The sequence below is a fragment of the Pseudomonas sp. NBRC 100443 genome, from assembly GCF_030268185.1.
GTDB lineage: Bacteria > Pseudomonadota > Gammaproteobacteria > Pseudomonadales > Pseudomonadaceae > Pseudomonas > Pseudomonas citronellolis.
Window position 1 is genome coordinate 75930 of record NZ_BSQE01000010.1, and the last position, 20012, is coordinate 95941.

Annotated in this window: 23 protein-coding genes and 1 pseudogene; 9 read left to right on the forward strand and 15 right to left on the reverse strand. The window is 60.3% G+C overall.

What is annotated here, in order from left to right; genetic code table 11:
* Positions 1–7: 7 nt before the first annotated feature.
* The 4 genes from QSJ95_RS15095 to QSJ95_RS15110 all read right to left on the reverse strand — a co-directional run bounded on the left by QSJ95_RS15095 (position 8) and on the right by QSJ95_RS15110 (position 2796).
* Positions 8–958: a TIGR03756 family integrating conjugative element protein gene (locus QSJ95_RS15095; protein WP_285643367.1), complete on the reverse strand. Its 951-nt coding sequence runs from the start codon at positions 956–958 to the stop codon at positions 8–10.
* On the reverse strand, positions 955–1392 hold the full coding sequence (locus tag QSJ95_RS15100; protein ID WP_285643369.1) for a TIGR03757 family integrating conjugative element protein: 438 nt from the start codon (positions 1390–1392) through the stop codon (positions 955–957). The genes QSJ95_RS15095 and QSJ95_RS15100 overlap by 4 nt, the downstream gene beginning before the upstream one ends.
* A gap of 311 nt (positions 1393–1703) precedes the next feature.
* Positions 1704–1856 (reverse strand): hypothetical protein, encoded by a 153-nt coding sequence (locus QSJ95_RS15105; RefSeq protein WP_285643371.1) that lies wholly within the window; start codon positions 1854–1856, stop codon positions 1704–1706.
* 136 nt (positions 1857–1992) lie between these two features.
* Positions 1993–2796, reverse strand: coding sequence for a sulfite exporter TauE/SafE family protein (locus tag QSJ95_RS15110; RefSeq protein ID WP_027350552.1), 804 nt, complete (start codon positions 2794–2796; stop codon positions 1993–1995).
* A gap of 106 nt (positions 2797–2902) precedes the next feature.
* On the opposite strand from QSJ95_RS15110, the gene QSJ95_RS15115 reads away from it, so the two are divergent.
* A complete protein-coding gene (locus tag QSJ95_RS15115) occupies positions 2903–3688 on the forward strand; it encodes an AraC family transcriptional regulator (RefSeq protein ID WP_285643372.1) in 786 nt (261 codons plus the stop codon).
* A gap of 102 nt (positions 3689–3790) precedes the next feature.
* Here the strand turns inward: QSJ95_RS15115 and leuD are convergent, their stop codons facing one another.
* From leuD to QSJ95_RS15130, 3 genes are read right to left on the reverse strand one after another with little or no spacing between them, the layout of a single operon-like run.
* Positions 3791–4492, reverse strand: coding sequence for a 3-isopropylmalate dehydratase small subunit (gene leuD / locus QSJ95_RS15120; protein ID WP_227675704.1), 702 nt, complete (start codon positions 4490–4492; stop codon positions 3791–3793).
* Entirely contained in the window at positions 4489–5907 is a 1419-nt protein-coding gene (gene leuC, locus QSJ95_RS15125) for a 3-isopropylmalate dehydratase large subunit (RefSeq protein ID WP_285643373.1), read from the reverse strand. Before leuC ends, leuD begins: the two co-directional genes overlap by 4 nt.
* A gap of 18 nt (positions 5908–5925) precedes the next feature.
* Positions 5926–6804 (reverse strand): alpha/beta fold hydrolase, encoded by an 879-nt coding sequence (locus tag QSJ95_RS15130; RefSeq protein WP_012492794.1) that lies wholly within the window; start codon positions 6802–6804, stop codon positions 5926–5928.
* 103 nt (positions 6805–6907) lie between these two features.
* On the opposite strand from QSJ95_RS15130, the gene QSJ95_RS15135 reads away from it, so the two are divergent.
* The 3 genes from QSJ95_RS15135 (at position 6908) to QSJ95_RS15145 (ending at position 9677) form a co-directional block, all read left to right on the forward strand.
* Complete coding sequence (locus tag QSJ95_RS15135) at positions 6908–7801, forward strand: LysR family transcriptional regulator (protein ID WP_285643374.1); 894 nt, start codon at positions 6908–6910, stop codon at positions 7799–7801.
* A gap of 570 nt (positions 7802–8371) precedes the next feature.
* Positions 8372–9016, forward strand: a complete 645-nt coding sequence (locus QSJ95_RS15140; RefSeq protein WP_085964374.1) for a glutathione S-transferase — start codon at positions 8372–8374, stop codon at positions 9014–9016.
* Between the two features lie 124 nt (positions 9017–9140).
* Positions 9141–9677: a TetR/AcrR family transcriptional regulator gene (locus QSJ95_RS15145; RefSeq protein ID WP_254209403.1), complete on the forward strand. Its 537-nt coding sequence runs from the start codon at positions 9141–9143 to the stop codon at positions 9675–9677.
* 141 nt (positions 9678–9818) lie between these two features.
* Here the strand turns inward: QSJ95_RS15145 and QSJ95_RS15150 are convergent, their stop codons facing one another.
* Positions 9819–10745 (reverse strand): LysR family transcriptional regulator, encoded by a 927-nt coding sequence (locus QSJ95_RS15150; RefSeq protein ID WP_006489014.1) that lies wholly within the window; start codon positions 10743–10745, stop codon positions 9819–9821.
* Between the two features lie 129 nt (positions 10746–10874).
* On the opposite strand from QSJ95_RS15150, the gene QSJ95_RS15155 reads away from it, so the two are divergent.
* Positions 10875–11663, forward strand: a complete 789-nt coding sequence (locus QSJ95_RS15155; RefSeq protein ID WP_006486497.1) for an alpha/beta fold hydrolase — start codon at positions 10875–10877, stop codon at positions 11661–11663.
* Positions 11664–12135: 472 nt separating this feature from the next.
* On the opposite strand, the gene map is transcribed toward QSJ95_RS15155, so the two are convergent.
* The 3 genes from map to QSJ95_RS15175 all read right to left on the reverse strand — a co-directional run bounded on the left by map (position 12136) and on the right by QSJ95_RS15175 (position 13747).
* A complete protein-coding gene (gene map / locus QSJ95_RS15165; protein WP_006486504.1) occupies positions 12136–12903 on the reverse strand; it encodes a type I methionyl aminopeptidase in 768 nt (255 codons plus the stop codon).
* Positions 12900–13112, reverse strand: coding sequence for a ParD-like family protein (locus QSJ95_RS15170; RefSeq protein WP_001554376.1), 213 nt, complete (start codon positions 13110–13112; stop codon positions 12900–12902). Before QSJ95_RS15170 ends, map begins: the two co-directional genes overlap by 4 nt.
* A 242-nt stretch (positions 13113–13354) precedes the next feature.
* Positions 13355–13747 carry a nuclear transport factor 2 family protein gene (locus QSJ95_RS15175; protein ID WP_001554375.1) on the reverse strand — a complete coding sequence of 131 codons (393 nt, stop codon included), beginning with the start codon at positions 13745–13747 and terminating at the stop codon, positions 13355–13357.
* Positions 13748–13846: 99 nt separating this feature from the next.
* Between QSJ95_RS15175 and QSJ95_RS15180 the strand changes: the two genes are divergently transcribed.
* The gene (locus QSJ95_RS15180) at positions 13847–14746 is read left to right on the forward strand and encodes a LysR family transcriptional regulator (protein ID WP_285643389.1); all 900 of its coding nucleotides are present in this window, start codon (positions 13847–13849) and stop codon (positions 14744–14746) included.
* A gap of 306 nt (positions 14747–15052) precedes the next feature.
* On the opposite strand, the gene QSJ95_RS15185 is transcribed toward QSJ95_RS15180, so the two are convergent.
* Complete coding sequence (locus QSJ95_RS15185; protein ID WP_285643391.1) at positions 15053–15871, reverse strand: alpha/beta fold hydrolase; 819 nt, start codon at positions 15869–15871, stop codon at positions 15053–15055.
* Positions 15872–16017: 146 nt separating this feature from the next.
* Positions 16018–16926: an alpha/beta fold hydrolase gene (locus QSJ95_RS15190; RefSeq protein WP_285643393.1), complete on the reverse strand. Its 909-nt coding sequence runs from the start codon at positions 16924–16926 to the stop codon at positions 16018–16020.
* 89 nt (positions 16927–17015) lie between these two features.
* On the opposite strand from QSJ95_RS15190, the gene QSJ95_RS15195 reads away from it, so the two are divergent.
* Positions 17016–17381, forward strand: coding sequence for a MerR family transcriptional regulator (locus QSJ95_RS15195; protein ID WP_251865995.1), 366 nt, complete (start codon positions 17016–17018; stop codon positions 17379–17381).
* A 105-nt stretch (positions 17382–17486) separates the two neighbouring features.
* On the opposite strand, the pseudogene QSJ95_RS15200 reads toward QSJ95_RS15195, so the two are convergent.
* Both QSJ95_RS15200 and QSJ95_RS15205 read right to left on the reverse strand, forming a co-directional pair.
* Positions 17487–17668, reverse strand: a pseudogene (locus QSJ95_RS15200) (IS5/IS1182 family transposase); the annotation flags it as partial.
* 387 nt (positions 17669–18055) lie between these two features.
* Positions 18056–19012, reverse strand: coding sequence for a GlxA family transcriptional regulator (locus tag QSJ95_RS15205; RefSeq protein WP_285643398.1), 957 nt, complete (start codon positions 19010–19012; stop codon positions 18056–18058).
* Between the two features lie 202 nt (positions 19013–19214).
* On the opposite strand from QSJ95_RS15205, the gene QSJ95_RS15210 reads away from it, so the two are divergent.
* Positions 19215–19583 (forward strand): DUF3817 domain-containing protein, encoded by a 369-nt coding sequence (locus QSJ95_RS15210; RefSeq protein WP_285643400.1) that lies wholly within the window; start codon positions 19215–19217, stop codon positions 19581–19583.
* Positions 19583–20008 (forward strand): CopD family protein, encoded by a 426-nt coding sequence (locus QSJ95_RS15215; RefSeq protein WP_201267685.1) that lies wholly within the window; start codon positions 19583–19585, stop codon positions 20006–20008. Before QSJ95_RS15210 ends, QSJ95_RS15215 begins: the two co-directional genes overlap by 1 nt.
* Positions 20009–20012 lie beyond the last annotated feature (4 nt).

A 20012-nucleotide genomic window follows, 5' to 3' on the forward strand; every position in this document is an offset into this window, starting at 1 on the left:
TCGGGCCTCACAGGAAATCGACGCTGCCGAGGAACACCTGGCCGCGGCGCTGGCAGCAGCTATAGGGACGCCACAATGCCCAGGCGTAGTCGCCTTGCCGGGCCTGCGCCTTGGCATTGCCGTGGGGGAATACCGCGCAACTGCTGGACAGTGTGGGGGTCAGCTCCTGCCACTTGCCCGTGGCGGCATCGGTTTCCATCAGGGCGGCGGCCGGCCAGTAGCCATCGCGCGAACTGGCGAGCAAGGGCTGGTACACGTGAATCTGGTTGCGGCGCGTCACGATGTCACCCGCGCGCTGGGCAACCACGGCCGCGGCCTTGTGGTCATCCACCTGGTGCAGGAAGCCGCCGCGCGGATAGACGTTGCCCCAGAGATTCAGGCCCGTGCGCGTGCCGATCTCGCGCCGCCCGGGAATCAGTGCTTCCGGATACAGCGCCTCGGGGATGTTGTAGCGCCATGCCAGCGTGTCGAGCGTGCTCAGCAGATAGGGCATGAAGGCGGTGCCGGCGCCCTCGCAGGTGTAGCCGAAGGCGCTGGCGAACTGGCTGAACACATGGCCACCGGGATGGCCGATGACGTCGGCGTTCTTGAACTTCGCCAGGTTGTTCTCGTGATCCTCGTTGGTGGTGCCGTCGCCACCGGCCTTCGCGGTCGGGTTCGGCAGGCTCATCGCCCGCACCTCGACCCAAGGGTTCTCGCCGGTGTTCGAGTAGCTCGACACCACGGCATCCGGGATGTAGTGGCGCACCTTGACCGAGGTGCGTACGGTGCATCCCGTCCAGGTGCAATAGAGCCAATAGCAGATGCCGGTGACGCGGTATTCCAGGCAATCCGGCGACAGGGTGGAGGCCACGATGGTGGCGGTGTTCAGTGCAAAGGACGATGCGGAACACCCCAGCAGCAGCGCTGCGACGGCGAGCCGCTGGCGCCGGGATGGCGCGAACGGACGCCTCGTCATGGCTGCGTCCTCCGGTATTGGTCGATGCGGGCTACCGCACGGGCCACGTCCGTCTCGCCATAGACCACGTATCGGCGATCCACCACGATGGCGGGAATCTTGGTGACGCCAAGGCTCCAGGCATCGGCAATACCCTGGTAGGCGGTGCCGATCCTTCGCTGCAGGTCTGTACCGCCCAATTTCAGGCGTTGCTGGACGATGGCGCTGGCGCGCTCAGGATCGGTGGGCAGGTTGGCGGCCAGCTCCGCTTCGAGCACCGCGGCCGCGTCCAGGATGAGGTGTCGGTCAGCCTGGCCAAGGACCGGATGATGCGAGTCGGTAACGACCCAGACTTCCGAAGCGGCGGCGCGAGTGGCCAACGCCAGAATGGCGATGGCCGTAGCAATCCATGCTGGGCGAGCGCGAGCGGCATGAGGAACAGCGCAAGAGTCCATGGGACAACACCGGAGGGAAGCCAATCCGGTGGCAGTCGAACCGAAACCAGTCCTCGACGCGACAAACAAAGCGGAGACCACCTCGCCCCGTTTTCACCATCCTTGTCTGCCCCGACTCGCTGATCCGGACCTACGCGCGTGCCATGAGCTGACTGTGTGCAGTGGATGGGTATGGGCCGATCCGGCCCCGTGGCCCAAGCTGTTCACATCGGACGCCGATGTGGCTTGATTGCTGGCCGAGATTGATATCGGCGATGACAACGGCCACGTATCTGGTTGTTGCGACTTGAGCCTAGACGATGTCCCCAGTCCTACTGGATGTCCTCGGCGGAAGGAATGCCGCGGCAGACCACACGGTTGCGGGAGGCGTTGAGCGCATAGACGTACCCGTACTGCCCTTTGCTGGCCGGGAACGCTTTGAGCTCGTGGGCGATGAGGCCAACGATCAGATCGTTGACCTGCATTGTGGACTAGTTGTGATCTCTCAGTAGGTTGTTCATCCGGGGCTCCTGGGGGCTGGTTTGGCTTCGTAACCCCCATCTTCCAGAGATGCCCCGGATGAACAACCTACTGAGAGATCACAGCTAGAGGCAGAGAAGACTAAGCCACCAGCATCACCAGCAGAACGACGCACAGCAGCGTGATGTATGCCTTGGCGTGAATGGTATCGGGAATCCGGCCAATCCACCTCGATGTGGCCCGGATACCCAGCCATGAACCAACCGCCAAGACCGCGCAAGCGCGCAAGTCGATGTAACCCGCGTGCCATGCACCCAGCGGTGCATCGTTCCACGCCAGCAGCGCATAAGTCGCCGAGCCGACCACGGCCATTGGCAGCGACAGTGGGTTGGCCGCTGCTGTCGCAGCGGTCATGCTGGCGCCGCGGCGGCGCATCAGCGGCACGGTCATCACGCTGCCGCCCACGCCCAGGAAGGCGGCGATCGCACCAATCGCCGTGCCTGCGGCAGCGGTCATCCACCGTCCCCATGGACGAATCCGCGCGGCCGTTTCCTGGGTGAAGCCCGGCCGCAGGATGCTGTCGAGGATCGTCAACCCCAGGTAGAAGATGAAGGCCCAGCGTACCCAGTCCCCGCTCAATGCCAATGCGGCAGCCGCGCCCGGTATTGCGCCCACGGCGATGTAGCCCAGTAGCGGGCGCACCTGATCCCACGGCACCGTGCCAGCTTTGTGATGGCGCATCGTCGCCAGCCCCGCACCGAAGATCATCACGCAGGTGGACGTGGCAACGGCCACGTGCATGGCGGCGTCGCCCACGGCGCTGCCGCCATGCGTAGCCAGGAGCACGGAATACAGCACGGGCACGACGACGAAGCCACCGCCGAAGCCGAACAGCACGGTCGTTATCCCGGCGAGGAAACCAAAGAACAAAAGCAGGAAGTACATGGCGGAAACCGCATCGTGAGAGGACGAAACTTCACGATAGGGTGCGCCGAATTGGCTGTCTCTCGCTGATTGGTCAATAATCCTTTTGTTTAGGCCATCCATTGCCATGCGCAACATACCGCTGGACTCCGTGGATGCCGTGGCGCGCCCCGTGCTGGCCATCGGCACCGATTACCCGCCGGGCACCTTGCTCGACACCCATACGCACCGGCGCGCCCAGGTGCTGTACGGCATGAGCGGGGTGATGGAAGTGGAAACGGACGATGGCGCATGGACCATTCCACCGTACAGCGGCGTGTGGATTCCCGCCGGCAAACCCCACCGCGTGCGGATGCAGGGTGTGAGTACGCGCAGCCTCTACATCGAGCCGGCTGCCGCGCCGCGCCCGGCAGATCACTGCGAGGCGCTGGTCATCTCCCCTCTGCTGCACCAGTTGCTGCTGGCCTCGGCGGACATGCCCGCGCTGTACGACGAGGACGGGCGCGACGGTGCGCTGGCGCAGTTGCTGCTGCACGAAGTGCGCCAGACGCAGACGATGCCCCTGTTCGCGCCGATCCCCCAAGACCGCCAGCTTGCACGGCTGTGCAAGGCGTTCCTGAAGTCGCCCAGCATTCAGGCCACGCCGCAGATGTGGGCGCAACGGCTGCACAAGAGCCTGCGCACTTTCACCCGGTTCTTTCACCAGCAGACGGGCATGAGTTTCGGGGCATGGCGGCAGCAAGCCTGCCTGCTGGCGGCGCTGCCCCGGCTATCGGCTGGGCAGTCCGTCACGCAGGTGGCGCTGGATCTGGGCTACGACAGCCCCAGCGCGTTTTCCACCATGTTCAAACGGCGGCTCGGCAAGACGCCGATGAACTTCATCAGCGAATCCGACACGGCCGCATCTCGGTAGGGGGTTCCGTGTCCCTGTCGTGAAATACACATCGCCCAGCCGCCGCAAGCAGGCAGTGGCTGAACGTTAACCATCCGTTCCCCATGATCGCCATGTTCATCGCTACCTTTCCTTTTCGGAGGACAAGGCCTGTCCTTGGCTGCGTACGGAATTCAAGCCCGCACCGCGTTTTCTTGCCCGCGTCCTGGCGATATCGACACGGCACCAGGGACGTACCTGCCAATGCTCAGCTTCGAACCGGTCGATGGCTGCTGCATCGCGCAAGGTCATGGCGATCATGTCCAATCCATCGATCAGCATCCGCTTCTGCCTGGGTTGCAAATCGAAGGGATATTCATCGCCCTGCGGAGTGGAAACGATTTGCTCCCCCAAGTCGATGGTCAAGCGCTTGTCCTGGCCATGCGCCACGCTGTCCATCAACACCTGGACCTGCTCCGGCGGCAAGGTGACAAGCAGCAGGCGATTGTTCATCGCATTGAAATAGAAGATCTCTCCGTAACTCGGCGCGACGACCGCATCAAACCCGGCCTGCTGCAATCCCCATACCGCGTGCTCCCGGCTCGATCCGCAGCCGAAGTTCGCCCCGCCCAACAGAATGCGCGCGCCGCGATATTCCGGACGGTTGAGCACGAAGTCCGGGCGAAGCCGCCCTTCGGCGTCGAAACGCAGGTCATGTAGCAGTCCGTCTGCCAGTCCGCTCTTGTCGATCCCCAGCAGGAACTGCTTGGGCATGATCTGATCGGTGTCCAGGTTGCCGATTGGCAATGGCGCCGCCACGCCTGCGATGCGGTGCGTTTCGCTCATGCGCGGGACTCCTTGCGAATGTCCACGATGCGTCCGGCAATCGCGGCAGCGGCAGCCATGGCCGGACTCATCAGATGCGTGCGGCTGCCGCGGCCCTGACGGCCCTCGAAGTTGCGATTGGTCGTGGAGGCGCACCGCTCGCCCGGCGCGAGTACGTCGTCGTTCATCGCCAGGCACATCGAACAGCCCGGTTGCCGCCATTCGAATCCCGCCTCGACCAGCACCTGTGCGGTCCCTTCGCGTTCGGCCTGGTCACGGACCAGCCCGGAGCCAGGCACCACCATCGCCCGCACGCCCGGGGCAACCTTGCGCCCCCGCACCACCCGAGCTGCCTCGCGCAGGTCTTCGATGCGGGCGTTGGTACACGAACCGATGAACACGCGGTCGATCGGAATACCTTCGATCGGCGTGCCGGGCGCCAAGCCGATGTAATCCAGTGCCTTACGCCAAGTCGCCCTCTCGATGTCACCCGCGGCATCGCTCAACGGCGGCACGGTGCCGTCTACCGGCACCGCCTGGTCGGGACTGGTACCCCAGGTGACATAGGGAGCGACCTCGGAAGCATCGAATCGATGCTCGGCATCGAAACGCGCCGATGCGTCCGTGCGGAGTTGCTTCCATGCCGTGTGCGCGGCCGCCAGCGCAGCGTCGTCCATATCGCAGATCCGCTCGGACACGTAGTCGGATGTGATCGCGTCAGGCGCGATCAGCGCCGCGCGGGCACCGGCTTCCACGGTCATGTTGCACAAGGTCATGCGCGCCTCGGCGGACAGTGCGGCGATAGCTTCGCCGACATACTCGACCGCATAGCCACGCGCGCCTTGTGCTCCGATCTTGGCGATGATGTGCAAGATCAGGTCCTTGGACGTCGTCCCCAGAGGCAGTCGACCATCGACTTGGATTCGCATGTCCTTGGCCACGCGATACACCAGAGTCTGCGTGGCAAGCACATGCTCCACTTCCGACGTGCCGATCCCGAACCCGAGTGCCCCGAGGGCACCGTAGGTCGTGGTATGGCTGTCGCCGCACAACACGACCATGCCGGGACGGATCAGGCCAAGTTCCGGCGCGACGACATGCTCGATTCCTTGCATCGGATCACGCACGTCGAACAGCTCGATCCCCTGCTCAGCGCAGTTGGCGGCAAAGTTCGCCGCTTGCCGTGCGGCGGGGGCGATGTCGATCGTACGCGCCGCGATCGGCACCGGGCGCGTGGGGATGACGTGATCGACCACGCCCATTTGCTGGTGTGGGCGCCGCACCCGCAATCCACGTTGCGCCAGTCCTGCAAAAGCTTGTGGGCTGGTGTATTCGTTCATGATGTGCAGGTCGACATATAGCAGCACGTTGTCGACATCCAGGCGTTCGACGGTGTGCGAATCGACCAGTTTTCGGTAAAGCGTCGTCGCTGGCATGGGCAGGCTCGAGGACATTCATGAAGGCAGGAAGGCGAGGACGTGATCGAGCAACACCTCGGGTGCTTCCTCCGGGATGTAGTGGCCGCAGGGCAGCGCCATACCCTTTACGCCGGGATTCCAGCGGCGCCACTCGGCCAGAGGGTCGAAGCACCGTTCGATCACGCCATCGCGTCCCCACAATGCCAGGAAGGGACATTGGATCTGCTTGCCCGCGGCAAGATCGGCCTGATCGTGTTCGAGGTCGATACCTACCGAGGCACGGTAGTCCTCGCAGATGCCATGTGCGGTTGCCGGATCGGACAGGCAACGCAGATAGGCAGCATAGGCCTCCGGCGCGAAAGGCTTCAGGCCGGCACTGCGGGCTCCCATGGTCTGCTTCAGGTAGAGATCCGGGTCGGCCCGGATCAACGTCTCTGGGAAAGGCGACGGTCGCACGAGGAAGAACCAGTGCCAGTAGGCGCGCGCGAATTCGAATGAGGTCTGCTGGTACATCGCCAGCGTGGGTGCCACATCCAGCGTGACCAGGCGGGATACCACATCTGGATGATCCAGCGCCATCCGCGCCGCGACCCGACCACCCCGGTCATGACCGATCACCGCGAACGTCGGCAGGCCCAGCGCCTGCATTAATCGCACTTGGTCCAAGGCCATCCGACGCTTGGCATAGTTGGCGTGGTCTGGCTCGCCTGGCGGCTTCCCGCTGTCGCCATAGCCGCGCAGGTCCGCAACGACAATCGTGAATTGCCGCGCCAGCGTCGGAGCCACCTTGTGCCAGATCGCGTGTGTCTGAGGGTGTCCATGCAGCAGAAGCAGCGCCGGCCCGGCGCCGGCCATCAACGCATGAATCTTGATGCCATCGACCGTGGCGGATACGTCGGAAAAGCCTTCGAACATCCCTTGCCTCCATGTTCCGACGGCCATTCTATTCCTGCATCAGAACGGCGTTATTGAATTATATTTATTCAATTAATAACTTATAAGAACGAATTGGAGCATCATGTCCGAGTTCTCCGACATCCGCCTTTTCACCCTAGTGGCGCGCCATCGCAGCTTGGCTGCGGCCGCGCGCGAACTTGGCGTCACCCCGCCAGCGGTCAGCAAGCGCCTGGCGCATTTGGAAAAGCGGCTCGGCGTGCGCCTGACCCATCGCACGACACGACGCCTGACACTCACGCCGGAGGGCGAACGCTACCTGGCCGAGGGATCACGCCTGCTCGGGGAATTGCAGGAACTTGAGCAAGTGCTGATCCGCGGCCATGCCGAACCGGCCGGACTGCTCCGTGTCAATGCCTCATACGGTTTCGGTCGTGTACGGGTGGCACCGGCCATTTCGGCGTTCGTTGCCCGCTATCCCGCCATACGGGTGCAACTGCAATTGACCGACCAGCCCTTGAACCTGCGCGAACACGGCTATGACATCGGCATCCGCTTCGGCGATCCTCCCAGCACCCGGATCAACGCAAGGTTGCTGCAGCGCAATCACCGCCTTGTATGCGCCTCGCCGGCCTATGTCGCCCGGAACGGCAGACCGGCCGTTCCGCATGATTTGGTGCGTCACGCCTGCTTGATCGTTCGGGAAAACGATGCGGCCTACGGCGCTTGGCATTTCCGTCGCGGAAAGTCCACGGAGACGGTCAAAGTCGACAGTGTGCTATCGAGCAACGATGGCAACGCCGTGCTGCGCTGGACGCTGGACGGCCATGGCATCGCCATCCGCTCAGCGTGGGAAATCGCGCCCTACCTGGCCCGGGGCGAACTGATCCCATTGCTGGGTGACTGGAAGCTACCCAACGCTGACATCTACGCGACCTACCTGGAGCGCAGCGAGGTGTCGTCCGCCAAAGTGCGCGCGTTCCTTGATTTCATAGCAGAATATTTGACGATGAGTTGAAACGCTATCAAAAGGTAGCAATAAGCATTATGGGAGTCATCGTGACGCCAAGGGCGATTACGCGCTCAATCGGCGTTGCCGATGTGGATGCAGTCGTCATCCAGGGGCCGATGCCGGCAGTTAACACATCGACGTTGTTGCAATGCCCCATCGCCAACGCCGACTCCACCATCTCCGGCAGCAGACTGCGCTGGATGAGATCGCGCTTGAGCCCTCCTCGCCAAGGGTGCGCCGCCAGAGTCCAGCAACAGCCGCGGCAACGGACTTCAAGGCTTCGTTTGTGATGCGCACAATCTTGTTGACGCTCCCTCATCCTGGTACGCGTGGTCACGCAAGCATGCAACCCAGCGGTCGGAAGCGAATGAGGTATCACGGAGGAGCGCAAACGATTGCATGGCTTGAGCGGCAGTTGCGACGGCAAAGCACAGTTGACATTGGCATTGCTACCCAATAGCATTCCACCTAACGATCGTTAGGTAGCATGAAATTGCTACCTCATTGATACGAAATCGTCGCGTGGAGAGCCCTTAAATGAATACTGTTGCAATGGCGGTTGATGGTGAGCCAGCAATGAAGATCTATGACTTCCCCAAAGGACCCTATCCGACCCGTGTCCGGATCGCTCTGGCGGAAAAGAGCCTCCAGTCGCGCGTGGAATTCGTGATGGTCGATCTGCGTAAAGGGGAACACAAGGATCCAGAATTCATTGCGGGGAAAAACTACTCTGGCACGGTTCCGGTACTTGAGCTTGCGGATGGAACTTGCATTGCCGAGTGCACTGCCATCACAGAGTATCTCGATACGCTCGTCGGGGAGCCTGTCTTGACGGGCTCCACTGCGCTTGAGAAGGGGATGATTCACATGATGAGCAAACGTGCCGAACTCGAGTTGCTCGACGCCATCAGTGTTTACTTCCACCATGGGACGCCGGGCCTGGGTCCGCTGGTGGAGCGATACCAGAACCCGGAATGGGGGTTCAGGCAGCGTGACAAGGCCTTGCGTGGCATGCATTATTTCGACGACTTGCTTCGCAAGCAAGCTTATGTTGCCGGCGACGCGTTCTCCATGGCCGACATTACGGTCATCGCCGGACTGGTATTCGCTGATATTGTCGACTTGACAGTACCAGCCGAATGCACGGCACTCTTGGCATGGTACGAAAGGATGAAAATGCGCCCCAGCGTAAAGAGCCAACCCGCATTTGCTCGCAGATAGGCCGTTCGACGATCATTGCAACCGGGTGTTTGAATAATAAAAATGCCGCCGCGGAACATCCTCAAACAAATCGAAGGCAACGGCTGTGGAGAGTCAGAGAAACACGAACTCCAGTGACAAGATCTTGTCCATTGCAACACGAATCGCCCAGGCGCACGGTTACGGTGGCTTGAGCGTTCGCCGCTTGGCCGAAGAAGTCGGTGTCAAACCTGCAAGTCTTTACCATCATTTCCCGAGCAAGGCGGCTCTTGCTGCTGCAGTTGCCAGACGATACTGGAACAATTCGGCGACGCAATTGGAAGAACTGTTGAATCGGTTTCCGGACCCCACAGATTGCTTGCGCAGATATCCCGATATGTTCAGGAAGGCGCTGGAGAACGACAACCGCATCTGCCTGTGCAGTTTCATGACGGCTGAATACGATGACCTTCCCGAGAATGTGAGGCAAGAAGTTCGAACATTCTCTGATGTGCATATCACATGGCTGGCTAAGGTTTTGGCGAGCGCCGGGATTGTCAATCCGAATATCGCGAAAGAACGCGCGCAGGCCATCTATGCTGCAATCACAGGAGCGCAGCTGATGGCACGTGGGCGTTTCGACTTAAGTCTTTTCGATACGTTGATCACGAGCTACAGGGCAACCGGGCTTCTGCCGGCATAGAGGCAAGGCCGGCGGATGCACCACGAAGACAAGCGCTCGACTGCTGTTTGAGCAAGGCAACTGCCACGTTACGTTTGGGGCGCGTCCAACGCCCGGCATTCTCAGGGCTGGGGCTATGCATTCCAGGGCTCAGGGGCAACCTCAAGCCGTAGTGCTCCTATGCATGAGATCCCATGGCTGCATGTCGCCGAAGCTCATGCTCAGATGCTCGATGAAGCGGCGAACTTTCAACGACACATGCCGCTTGCTCGGATAGATGGCATGAATCGCCAAATCAGTTGTTTTGTGGTCGGGCAGCAGGACACGAAGCGCACCGCTGGCGATGGACTGCTCGAACACGAAGCTGGGGCCGTAGACCACTCCCGCCCCTGTCAGCGCTGCCGCTAGCAGCATCTGCATGTTGTTTGCAGCGAGCCGGATCGCACCATCAATGTGATGGGTCTGGCCGTTAGCATCCGTGACGCTCCAGTCTCCGGCTGAAACTGCCTGGGAGAAAGCGAGCCGAGGTGCCTGGCGGAGCTGTTCGACGGTTTTCGGCTCGCCATGTCGTGCCAAAAAAGATGGCGCTGCGCAGAACATCATGCGACACGAGGCGAGCCGCCGAGCAACGAGGTCGGAGTCTTGCAGACGGCCGATGCGGATAGCAACGTCGATGCCATCTGCCAGTAGATCGACATAGCGATCGCTCAGCGTGGTCTCGATCGAGACATCGGGGTATTCAGCCAGATAACTCGATACAACACGACCAAGATGCAGTGCCCCAAAGGTTGTCGGCGCAGCCACGCGCAAAATACCATGCACACTCTGTTGCGCGTCCTGGGCTTCGCGGTTCGCGTCCTCGTATTCTTCCAGTAAGCGCTTGCATCGCGTGTAGTAGGACCTTCCTACATCCGTTAGCGTCAACTTGCGCGTACTGCGTTGAAGCAACCGAACTTTCAACTGCTCCTCGATCGCGGAAACGTGCTTGCCCGCCATCGAGGGTGACAGGCCAAACCGTCGAGCGGCGCTTACCAAGCTACCTTCTTCGACTGCGGAGACGAACACCGCCATGCTGAGCAATCTATCCATACCACCTCATTCGATATCCTGATTATCAGGTGGTAATAAATCTAGGCCAATTATCGGCCGAACGGAATGGGTCTAGCCTAGCACTGTAGCCAGCCGATCCCCGGTGGGCTTTAGCAAAAGGATGTTCCAATGAAGGTCGAATCGAACGGCATAGAGATCCATGTCGAGGAACAAGGGCAAGGCGATCCGTCACTCGTTTTTCTGCATTACTGGGGCGGCTCGTCCCGCACTTGGAAGCACGTCTGCTCCGGGCTGGCGCCGAACTTCCATACGCTTGCTCTCGATCATCGCGGCTGGGGTCGATCCGACGCGCCTTCGATGGGCTACGGGCTGGCAGACCTTGCAGCCGATGCGGAGGGCGTGATCGCAGCGCTGCACCCGAAGCGCTACGTTCTGATCGGTCACTCTATGGGAGGCAAGGTTGCTCAGCTTATGGCGTCGCGGCGGCCTGTCGGACTGGCCGGGCTGGTTCTCGTCGCTCCTTCACCGCCATCGCCAATGATCTTGCCGAAAGAGGCACGCGAAATGATGGCAGGAGCCTACGCAAATCGCGAAACAGTGGAGGCGACTATCGACAACGTGCTGACGGCCCTCCCACTGTCAGCGGAGGATCGCGAACAAGTGATCGCGGACAGCTTGCGTGGCGCGCCAGCGGCTAAGCTAGCTTGGCCCAGAGCGACCAGCTTGGAAGACATCACTGGACAGGTAGGTGCCATCGACGTACCTACGCTTGTTATTGCGGGCGAGCGGGATCGCGTGGATTCGCCCGAGGTACTGAGGAAAGAATTACTTCCTCGCGTATCGCAAGCCGTCATGACCGTAGTACCAGGTGCAGGGCATTTGCCTATGTTAGAAACACCGGATGCATTGACTCCATTGATTGAGAATTTCTGCCGTTCACTGCCTGGGAAGGGGTGAAGCGGACATCGCGGCGGTGCGCAATCGAAGCGCCTCGCAGCTAATACGCGGCGAAAAGCTCGCCCCCCGAAGGGCGTTGCACGGACATGGGCGGCGCAGTTCGTGCACTGGTACAACCACGAGCACCTGCACAGCGGGCTGCGCTTCGTGGCCCCGGCCGTTCGCCATGCCGGTCAGGATGAGGTCCAGTTGCAGGCACGCAGATAGGTATACGAGCTTGCCCGCCAGCGCCATCCGCAGCGCTGGACCGGACCGACCCGCAACTGGAGCCGCGTTGGCGCCGTCACCCTCAATCCCGACCGCGATGCGGGCGCGCCGAGGCAAAGCCGACAGCATGAAAGTAACCGATTAGCTGCATGAGATCAGGCGACAACTACCTTGACACGCACCGAGAGCACGCCGGCAACGGCGTGTTCTTATCCGAAGGCAAAGTCAGGTCCTGAGCGAAAGTCCGTATCGCTACCACACTGGATCAGTGCAACGCTTTTTCGCCCGGGCGCAGTGTCAAGACACGCACGCCGCTCCCGGTGACGGCAACGGTATGCTCGAACTGAGCCGACAGTTGCCCGTCGCGCGTGACGACCGTCCAGCCGTCGTCCTCAGTTCGAATGGCACGTCGTCCTTGGTTCACCATCGGCTCTATGGTGAAAACCATGCCTTCGCGCAGTACTAGCCCCGTTCGCGGCTTGCCCCAATGCAACACCTGCGGCGGCTCGTGCATCTCCCGGCCGATGCCGTGCCCGCAGTATTCCCTAACGATTGAATAGCCATTCCTGCGGGCATGCCGCTCGATGGCGTGGCCCACGTCGCCGAGCGTGGCACCTGGGCGGACAGCCTGGATGCCTTTCCACATCGCTTCATAAGCCACTTGCACGAGCCGCCGTGCCGGCTGCGACACCTGGCCCACCAGATAGGTCTTGCTGGAATCGGCGATGTAGCCATTCTTCTCCAGCGTGATGTCGAAATTGACGATGTCCCCGTCCTGCAGGATGTCCTCGGCGGAAGGAACGCCGTGGCAGACCACATGGTTGCGGGAGGCGTTTAGCGCGTAGGCGTAACCGTATTGCCCTTTGCTGGCCGGGCGTGCGTTGAATTCATGGACGATGAGGTCATCGACCAGATCATTGACCTGCATCGTGGACATGCCAATCAGATTCAGCCGATCAAGATGGCTGAACACCTGTGCCAAAAGCTGGCCTGACTCCGCCATCAGCGCGATTTCTTCTGGCCGTTTGGTCATGACGCCCCCATCTTGATGGGTTGCGCCACAACGCCCGCGGCCCGCAGTTCACGAGCAACGATATCGTTGAAGCTTTGCGTTGGATTCATTTCACACAGCATGCCGATCCTGATCCAGAAGGCTGCCTGTGCGTTGATCGACCGGCACGATACTGCGCTGGCCTTGCGCAGTTGGTCATGCAGATCGTCGTCGATGTTCACGATGCCCATGTATCTAGTCGTATATGAGACATATACGAATCATATAGTCGTCTTGGCCGTAGCGCAAGTGAACTGCGCTGACGTGACCAAGTCGACGCCATGATGGTTTCCTAGGAGCCGGTAGCGCAGGCCTGACTCGGCGCGATAGCAATGGCGGGCCGAGTTCGCCGATCGGGCTATGACGGCATGGGCATCGGCAAGCTCGGCCAAGCTCCACTCTCGACCGAGGGCGTCGCCTTGACCTCGAACCTTCAGTCCCTGGCAAAAAAGGCATTCATGCCCGGCAGGTCGGACAGGTAGGTCTCGATAGCAGCGATCTTGCCATCGCGCAAGGTGCAGACCGTAGCCAGATGCTCGTCCAGTACGAGGTCATTCCGGCGTGCAGTGTTATGCAGCGAGAGCGCGACATTATCCCGGCTTACCAGAATGTGCTTGAGCTCGAAATTCAGGCCGAAGCTGGCAATTAGCTCAGCTCTGGCAACGACTGCTTCCGCACCGACCGCTGGACCAGAGATCTGATTGTCTCCGGGCAGAACCCAGGTGGCATCGTCGGTAAGAAGCTTACGGATCGCCTGCCAGTCGCGGCGGGTCAGTGCGGCATGAAACTGCTTGGCCAAAGCAAGCTTTGTTTCGTAGGTATGCATGACTATTCTCCTGTAGCAGGGTGTACAGCGAGATTAGACAGCGCCAGGAATGGATCTGTAAAATTGATATTTGATAGTAGCTAGCAATAGATTAAAGTTATGAAGAAGCACGACATGGGTCTACTGGTGTCGTTGGATGTTCTGCTTGAAGAGGCCAACGTCACTCGTGCAGCACGACGCTTAGCCATCAGCCAGCCTGCACTCTCAGCCCAACTGGCCCGCTTGCGGCAGGTGCTTGATGATCCTTTGCTGGTGCCGGCCGAGCGCGGCCGAGGTATGCGGTTGACGCCACGTGCAGCGCAGCTGAAATCACCCCTGCATGAGTTGCTGACACGGCTTGAGGATCTTGTCGAGGCGCCCTACGCTTTCGATCCCAGCACGGCCAAGCGCGATTTCACGATCGCCCTCAATGACAATGCCGCGATGACGATTGGACTGGATCTCATCGAGTGCATTCGGAAGCAGTCGTATGCAGGCATTAGATTGGCCATGCTCCAGATCCCCCGGGATGAGGTCCTGGATCTTGCAGTTCGCGGCCGCATCGACCTGGTGATCGGCACCCGAGCCTTCATGCCCCCTGGTTTGCGCACCCATGATCTGGTCGACGACAGGTTTCAGGTGGCCCAACGCAAAGGGCATCCTCGCGGCACGGCTGCAATGACGCTGGAGCAATACTGCGCTTATGAGCATGTGCTGGTGTCTACCAATGGCAGTTATCACAGTGGGATCGATGATTTTCTTGCAGAGCTGGGGCATTATCGACACACCACGGTATCCGTGCAGTACTACACAGCGGTGCCACCGATACTTGAGCGCACGAACTGCCTGGCGACGTTGCCTGAGCGCTTCCTACACCGCTTTGATCACATGATCGACCGCTTCGACCTCCCATTCGCATTCGATCCGTTCCAGCTGCAGGTCGGTTGGCATCCGCGCTTTGACGAAGATTTAGGACATCAGTGGCTGCGTGAACAGCTGATTGCGGTGAGGCCCTTCTAACGCATGAAATGACGGGTACTCAAGGGGCTCGAAGCCCACGGGTAGTTGAGTTTCGCATCGGCCGAGTTTGCAGGCAGGAAACCGTGACCCGATGGAAAGCATTCCTGGGGCGTATGCAGGAAATTGTGCCGTGGAAGCTGCTGGCGAGTGTGATCGAGCCGTTCCAACGGAGGGCTGTTGAGTTCCATGCAGGGCATCGTCCCATTGGCTGGAGCGGATGCTTCTCATGGGCGCAACTACGTCCACCGCAGTCAATTCTTGCCGGAATAATAGCCGGAGGCAGTCGCGTGCAAGTTAGTCGAATTCTTAGGCTGACGAGTCTGCGATCGGCATGCCGGAAGCCCCTGTGCCCATAAGAAATGGAAGCATCGCTGCCAATACCTCTTCTGGCGACTCCTCCGGTTGAAGGTGGCCGCCCCGGATGGGTACGCCTTGGACGTTGTTGGCCCATCGGCACCAGATGTCGATGGGGGACGGGCCTTCCCACCCTTGTGGCCAAAGCACAAGCACGGGGCAGGACAGCTTCCTGCCTACGGCACGGTCGGCCGCATCGCAGGCGCGGTCCTCCTGCGCTGCTGCCCGATAGTCCTCGCAGATGGCGTGCCGAACATCGGGATCTTGGAACGCACGCCGATAGGCCTCGAGAGCGAACGGCTCGACATTGCCCAGCCCGCCCGCCATACGGGCCAGCGCAGCATCGATGAATGCCTGCGGGTCGGCGGACAGCAGCTTTTCCGGGAGCCCGAATGGCTGGGCCAGGAAGAACCAATGGAAATTGGTGCGTCCAAATCGTTCGTCCACCAGATCCCATGCATCCAGGGTCGGAATCACGGCCAGCGAGGCGAAGTGCGTCACATGCCCCGGGTAATCGAGCGCAAGGCGGTATCCGGCGCGTGCCCCCCGGTCGTGTCCCACAACGGCAAACCGGCGGTGTCCAAGTTTGGCCATCAAGGCAATCAAGGCGTTGGCCACGCGGCGCTTGGTCCAGCGCGGCCGATCCGAGTCAGCCCGACTGCTACCGTAGCCGGGCAGGTCCGGCGCCACGACCGTAAACGACTGTGCCAGCCGTGGCGCGACATGACGCCATGCAAGATGGGTTTGTGGGTAGCCGTGTAGCAGCAGCACGGGCGGTCCTCCGGAGCCGCCAGCCAGTGACGCCGCGGAACGCCACGCCGCCCGCCTCGATGTGCAACTCTGAGAATCCAGCAAATGAGTTCCACGATGCAATGCCGTCGATACCCGACATCATCAACTCCGTACGGTATGGATCGCTAGCGTGAAAGAGCCATGCGAACGAAATCCGACAGGTCCCGGTTGAAGCGCTCCGGTTCTTCGAGGAATGGCGCGTGTCCCGAATCGGCATACAGCTCGCTGCGGATTCGTGGGTTGAGGCTCTTGGCCCTGGCGATACTGGGCTTGGCCTTCACGAGCGCGTCCTGGGCGCCGTAGAGCAGCAGGAGCGGAACCTCGGCCTTGCTCAATCCTTTGGCTGCCTCGACCGTCATCGACCGCACGGCACGTTGCATGTCCCACGATGCCAGCGCGGCGTTGGCCAGCAGCAAGGAGAACGTGGTCGCGTCGGGCTGGCGGTGGAAGCACAGCCTCAGGAAAGCGCGCTCGCCGTCCAAGTGGGTTTGCAAGTCCGAAGCGATCATGTCGCGATAGACTTCTGGGTGCGCCACGATCTGGTCGGGCTTCAGTTCGATCACTCCGTCGACATAGACGGCGCCGGCGATACCTTTGTCGCCATAGGCCGCCAGGTAGTTCGATATCACGGCACCGCCCAGCGACCATCCCACGAGCACCGGCTTGCGCGCGTGTGTCGATTCGATGATCGCGGCCAGGTCATCGGCCCAGCGGCGTCCGTCGGTGTAGGAGCTGGCCTCGGCCGGCTTGCCCGACAGGCCGTGCCCGCGCAGGTCGTAAGTGATCAATCGGTAATGCTGGAGTCGAGGGTCCTGTAATTGCTTAGTCCAGTTCAGCCGGCTACCCAGCAGGCCATGAATGAAAATGATGGGAGAACCCTCGGGATCACCAGCTTCCTGGACGGCCAGCACCACTCCATCGGGGGCAGTGACGGTGTAATCCCGGGTTGCGGCGAACGTAGCCGGTGCGGCGGCTAGTAGCGCGAATGTCGCTATCAGTGCGCCGAGTGCACCACGAAGCTTCGACAAAGACATAGACACGTACTCCTCGGTTCCTAGAACACGCCTAGTCTCAAGCCTCACATTGATGTGAGTGTCAAGCGGGGAAATGGTACAGTGGGCCCATGTCCAAGCCTCAAAGCCCCATGACCATTGGCGATCTCGCCCACAAGACAGGAGCAAGCCGGCGCTCGATCCGGCATTACGACGACAACGGACTGCTAGCTTCCGTACGCGCGGAAAACGGCTATCGGATGTTTCTCCCCGTCGCCGTCACTCAGGTCCGTCAGATCCAGAGGTTGATCGCCACAGGCTTCAGCTTGGCGGAAATCCGCGGATTTCCCGATTGCATGCGCATGATCGAAGGCGCTGCAGCGTGTCCTGAAACGAGTGAAGTGCAACGCCGACGGCTCGCTTCCATAGAGCGGCAGATCGCGGACCTTGAACAGCGACGCGCACGGCTGCGCCAGATGCTGGTAGAAGAGGCCTAGCAGGCTGCTGAAGTACCCCCATCCTCGATCGTCGACCGACATCAGTGGCAGGAATCTCGAGTGTGCGGAACAGCCATCTTCGTGGAGCAATTGTTCATTGATCACTTGGAAATCTCCGAACCGTTCAGGCAGCCCCATCCTGGAATGCTCGCCTGGTAGCGGTAGAGGGCGGTTCCGACAAACCGTCGATTGTCCTTGGCGGTCACCCCGACATGACCGGCTCGACTGGGAAGCAGGCCGTGGATGCGATCCCATTGATCGTCTCGTAGGGCGTAACGGAATGCCATGGCTGCGCGGGCAAATGAAGGGGGGCGTCTAGCATCGCCTATCTGGGCAATTGATAACGGACCTAGGCACCGATGTGGCAGCCATCGTCACACTGGATCATGGCGAGCGGTTGGTGGGTCCCGTCAGTATCGCGTTCTCAACTGATTGACCGCTGTCCTATCTATTATCCATCGCCATCGTGGACGGGAGGTGCATCTAGTTGGTATGTCAGATCTGCTTGGCATGAGCAAGAGCACGCTGCAGCAAGCTGCTCATCTGATGTCTGGGCGTTTCCGGTTAAGAAATCGTGGTGGAAGTCCGTTGCTGCGACTGTTGATAGACCCTAGCGGAGCAGTCAAGCGGAGCAGTCATAACGAGGAGTTCAGTCGAGAACTCGTCCAGGCAGTTCAGCGCACAGGATTAAAGGATCTTCGATAGGCCGTTGGGCTGACTCCCACGATCCGGCTGAAATGTTCCCGCAGGGAGGTGGGGCTTCCAAAGCCCACTGCACTAGCGATGTGCTCAATGGGTAGGTTTGTCGTTTCTAGCAAAGTCTGCGCACGCCTGACACGCGCTCTTAGAAGCCACTTGAGAGGGCTAGTGTTCAGTTGTTCCTGAAACCGTCGACTCAAGGTGCGGCTGCTCATCGCAGCCTGCCCAGCCATGTCTTTCAGGGTTAGTTCCTGATCTAGCCGTTCTTCGATCCATTGCAGCAATGGGCTGAGATTGGAAGGTGCGCCAGGGGGATCGTAGGCGATGAACTGCGCCTGCCCGCCTTCTCGCGCAAGAGGCATGACGGCACATCGCGCTGTGTCCGCTGCAACGGCATTGCCGCAGTCTTGTCGAATCATGTGTAGGCACAGATCCATTCCGGCGCACGCGCCTGCAGAGGTGAGTATCCGACCGTTGTCCACGAAAAGAACATTGGGGTCGACTGTGACCTGTGGGAAGAGATCTGCCAGAAGTTGTACACCACGCCAGTGGGTGGTGGCACGCAAGCCATCTAGCAGCCCCGTGCGTGCCAGGATGAAGGCGCCACTGCACAACGATGCGATCCTCGCACCATTCTTTTCCGCTGCTCGGATGGCTTCCAGCAGGGTGTTGGGGATAGGGGAAAGGACATCGTCGAGCCCCGGAATGATGACAGTCTGGGCATTCACGGCATGGCTCAAGCCCCAGCGGATACGCATGTCGAACAACTTTGTTCGAATACGATTCGACTGGGCGCATACGAGAACCTCGTATGGGATCTTCCCCGGCGGGAGGGGCACGCGCCCGAACATCTCGCAGGCCATCGTCAGGTCAAACGGCACAACGCCATCAAACGCCAGGATGGCTACCCTGTGTGCTGTACTTTGCTTCACAGAACTCGCTCCCTTGATTGGCAAGAATCCTTCGATAGATGGCATTCTAGCCAATTGGCGAACTTCCGACATGTCGACATACTTGTGCTTCCGGCGAGAGGAAAGTCGCTGAAGACATAACCATTGAGCAAGGTCGAGGCATGCCTGCATCCATCAGGCGCCTGGATTGCCCTGACATATTGAGCCACCCAGCGGATGAGTCATGACCACAAGCGCACAGGCAGAAAAGAACTCACTCGATCAAATCAGAAGTATTGAATCCAAACAACTGAGGCGCCTGGAGAAGGCGTCGATCGTCGAGGCGACAACTCTGATCCTGCTAGTGTTCGTTGCGGCACCTCTCCGGCATTTCGGGGATTGGCCGTATGGCTCGAAGCTACTTGGACCAATACATGGGATCGCATTCTTAGCGTACCTATGGACTGCCTTACAAACTGTAGCCGGCGGCGGCTGGCATAAACGTGAAATGCTTCGATTGTTCGCATTTGCGTTCCTGCCATTCGGCGGCTATCTCAATATCCGGTGGCTACGTGAACGGGCGAGAATATTCAACGATATCGGACAGGCCTGATGATGATTGCGGCGCTCTATCCCTATTTGGTGGCGACGCACGTGACAGCGGTGGTGTTTCTGGTAGGCGGCTTGCTTGCGCAAGAAAGGATAGTAAATGCCATTTCGCAGTCCCCACCGGAAGAACAAGCAGGGATGCTGGCTGCACTGCAGCGCTTTGATCTCCTTGTCACCACGCCTGCATTGTTGTTGACCTGGATCTTCGGGTTATCACTGGCGCTCAGCGCAGGATGGCTGTCATCACGATGGTTGCTGGTCAAGCTGGTTTTCGTCGTCGCGCTCTCGGCTTTGCATGGGTTCCGTTCCGGGCGAATACGTCATTGCATCCGAACTGGAGCAGCTATAAGAAGAATTCCCGGTGCTGACCTCGGCATCGTGATTGCGATGCTAACCATAGCTGTGTTGGCATTTGTGAAGCCGGTCTAGCACG

Bases quoted from the DNA above. Each gene is read 5' to 3' on its own strand.
- QSJ95_RS15095 (WP_285643367.1), bottom strand. From the start codon at position 958: ATGACGAGGCGTCCGTTCGCGCCATCCCGGCGCCAGCGGCTCGCCGTC.
- QSJ95_RS15100 (WP_285643369.1), bottom strand. From the start codon at position 1,392: ATGGACTCTTGCGCTGTTCCTCATGCCGCTCGCGCTCGCCCAGCATGG.
- QSJ95_RS15105 (WP_285643371.1), bottom strand. From the start codon at position 1,856: ATGCAGGTCAACGATCTGATCGTTGGCCTCATCGCCCACGAGCTCAAA.
- QSJ95_RS15110 (WP_027350552.1), bottom strand. From the start codon at position 2,796: ATGTACTTCCTGCTTTTGTTCTTTGGTTTCCTCGCCGGGATAACGACC.
- QSJ95_RS15115 (WP_285643372.1), top strand. From the start codon at position 2,903: ATGCGCAACATACCGCTGGACTCCGTGGATGCCGTGGCGCGCCCCGTG.
- leuD (WP_227675704.1), bottom strand. From the start codon at position 4,492: ATGAGCGAAACGCACCGCATCGCAGGCGTGGCGGCGCCATTGCCAATC.
- leuC (WP_285643373.1), bottom strand. From the start codon at position 5,907: ATGCCAGCGACGACGCTTTACCGAAAACTGGTCGATTCGCACACCGTC.
- QSJ95_RS15130 (WP_012492794.1), bottom strand. From the start codon at position 6,804: ATGTTCGAAGGCTTTTCCGACGTATCCGCCACGGTCGATGGCATCAAG.
- QSJ95_RS15135 (WP_285643374.1), top strand. From the start codon at position 6,908: ATGTCCGAGTTCTCCGACATCCGCCTTTTCACCCTAGTGGCGCGCCAT.
- QSJ95_RS15140 (WP_085964374.1), top strand. From the start codon at position 8,372: ATGAAGATCTATGACTTCCCCAAAGGACCCTATCCGACCCGTGTCCGG.
- QSJ95_RS15150 (WP_006489014.1), bottom strand. From the start codon at position 10,745: ATGGATAGATTGCTCAGCATGGCGGTGTTCGTCTCCGCAGTCGAAGAA.
- QSJ95_RS15155 (WP_006486497.1), top strand. From the start codon at position 10,875: ATGAAGGTCGAATCGAACGGCATAGAGATCCATGTCGAGGAACAAGGG.
- map (WP_006486504.1), bottom strand. From the start codon at position 12,903: ATGACCAAACGGCCAGAAGAAATCGCGCTGATGGCGGAGTCAGGCCAG.
- QSJ95_RS15170 (WP_001554376.1), bottom strand. From the start codon at position 13,112: ATGGGCATCGTGAACATCGACGACGATCTGCATGACCAACTGCGCAAG.
- QSJ95_RS15175 (WP_001554375.1), bottom strand. From the start codon at position 13,747: ATGCATACCTACGAAACAAAGCTTGCTTTGGCCAAGCAGTTTCATGCC.
- QSJ95_RS15180 (WP_285643389.1), top strand. From the start codon at position 13,847: ATGAAGAAGCACGACATGGGTCTACTGGTGTCGTTGGATGTTCTGCTT.
- QSJ95_RS15190 (WP_285643393.1), bottom strand. From the start codon at position 16,926: ATGTCTTTGTCGAAGCTTCGTGGTGCACTCGGCGCACTGATAGCGACA.
- QSJ95_RS15195 (WP_251865995.1), top strand. From the start codon at position 17,016: ATGTCCAAGCCTCAAAGCCCCATGACCATTGGCGATCTCGCCCACAAG.
- QSJ95_RS15210 (WP_285643400.1), top strand. From the start codon at position 19,215: ATGACCACAAGCGCACAGGCAGAAAAGAACTCACTCGATCAAATCAGA.
- QSJ95_RS15215 (WP_201267685.1), top strand. From the start codon at position 19,583: ATGATGATTGCGGCGCTCTATCCCTATTTGGTGGCGACGCACGTGACA.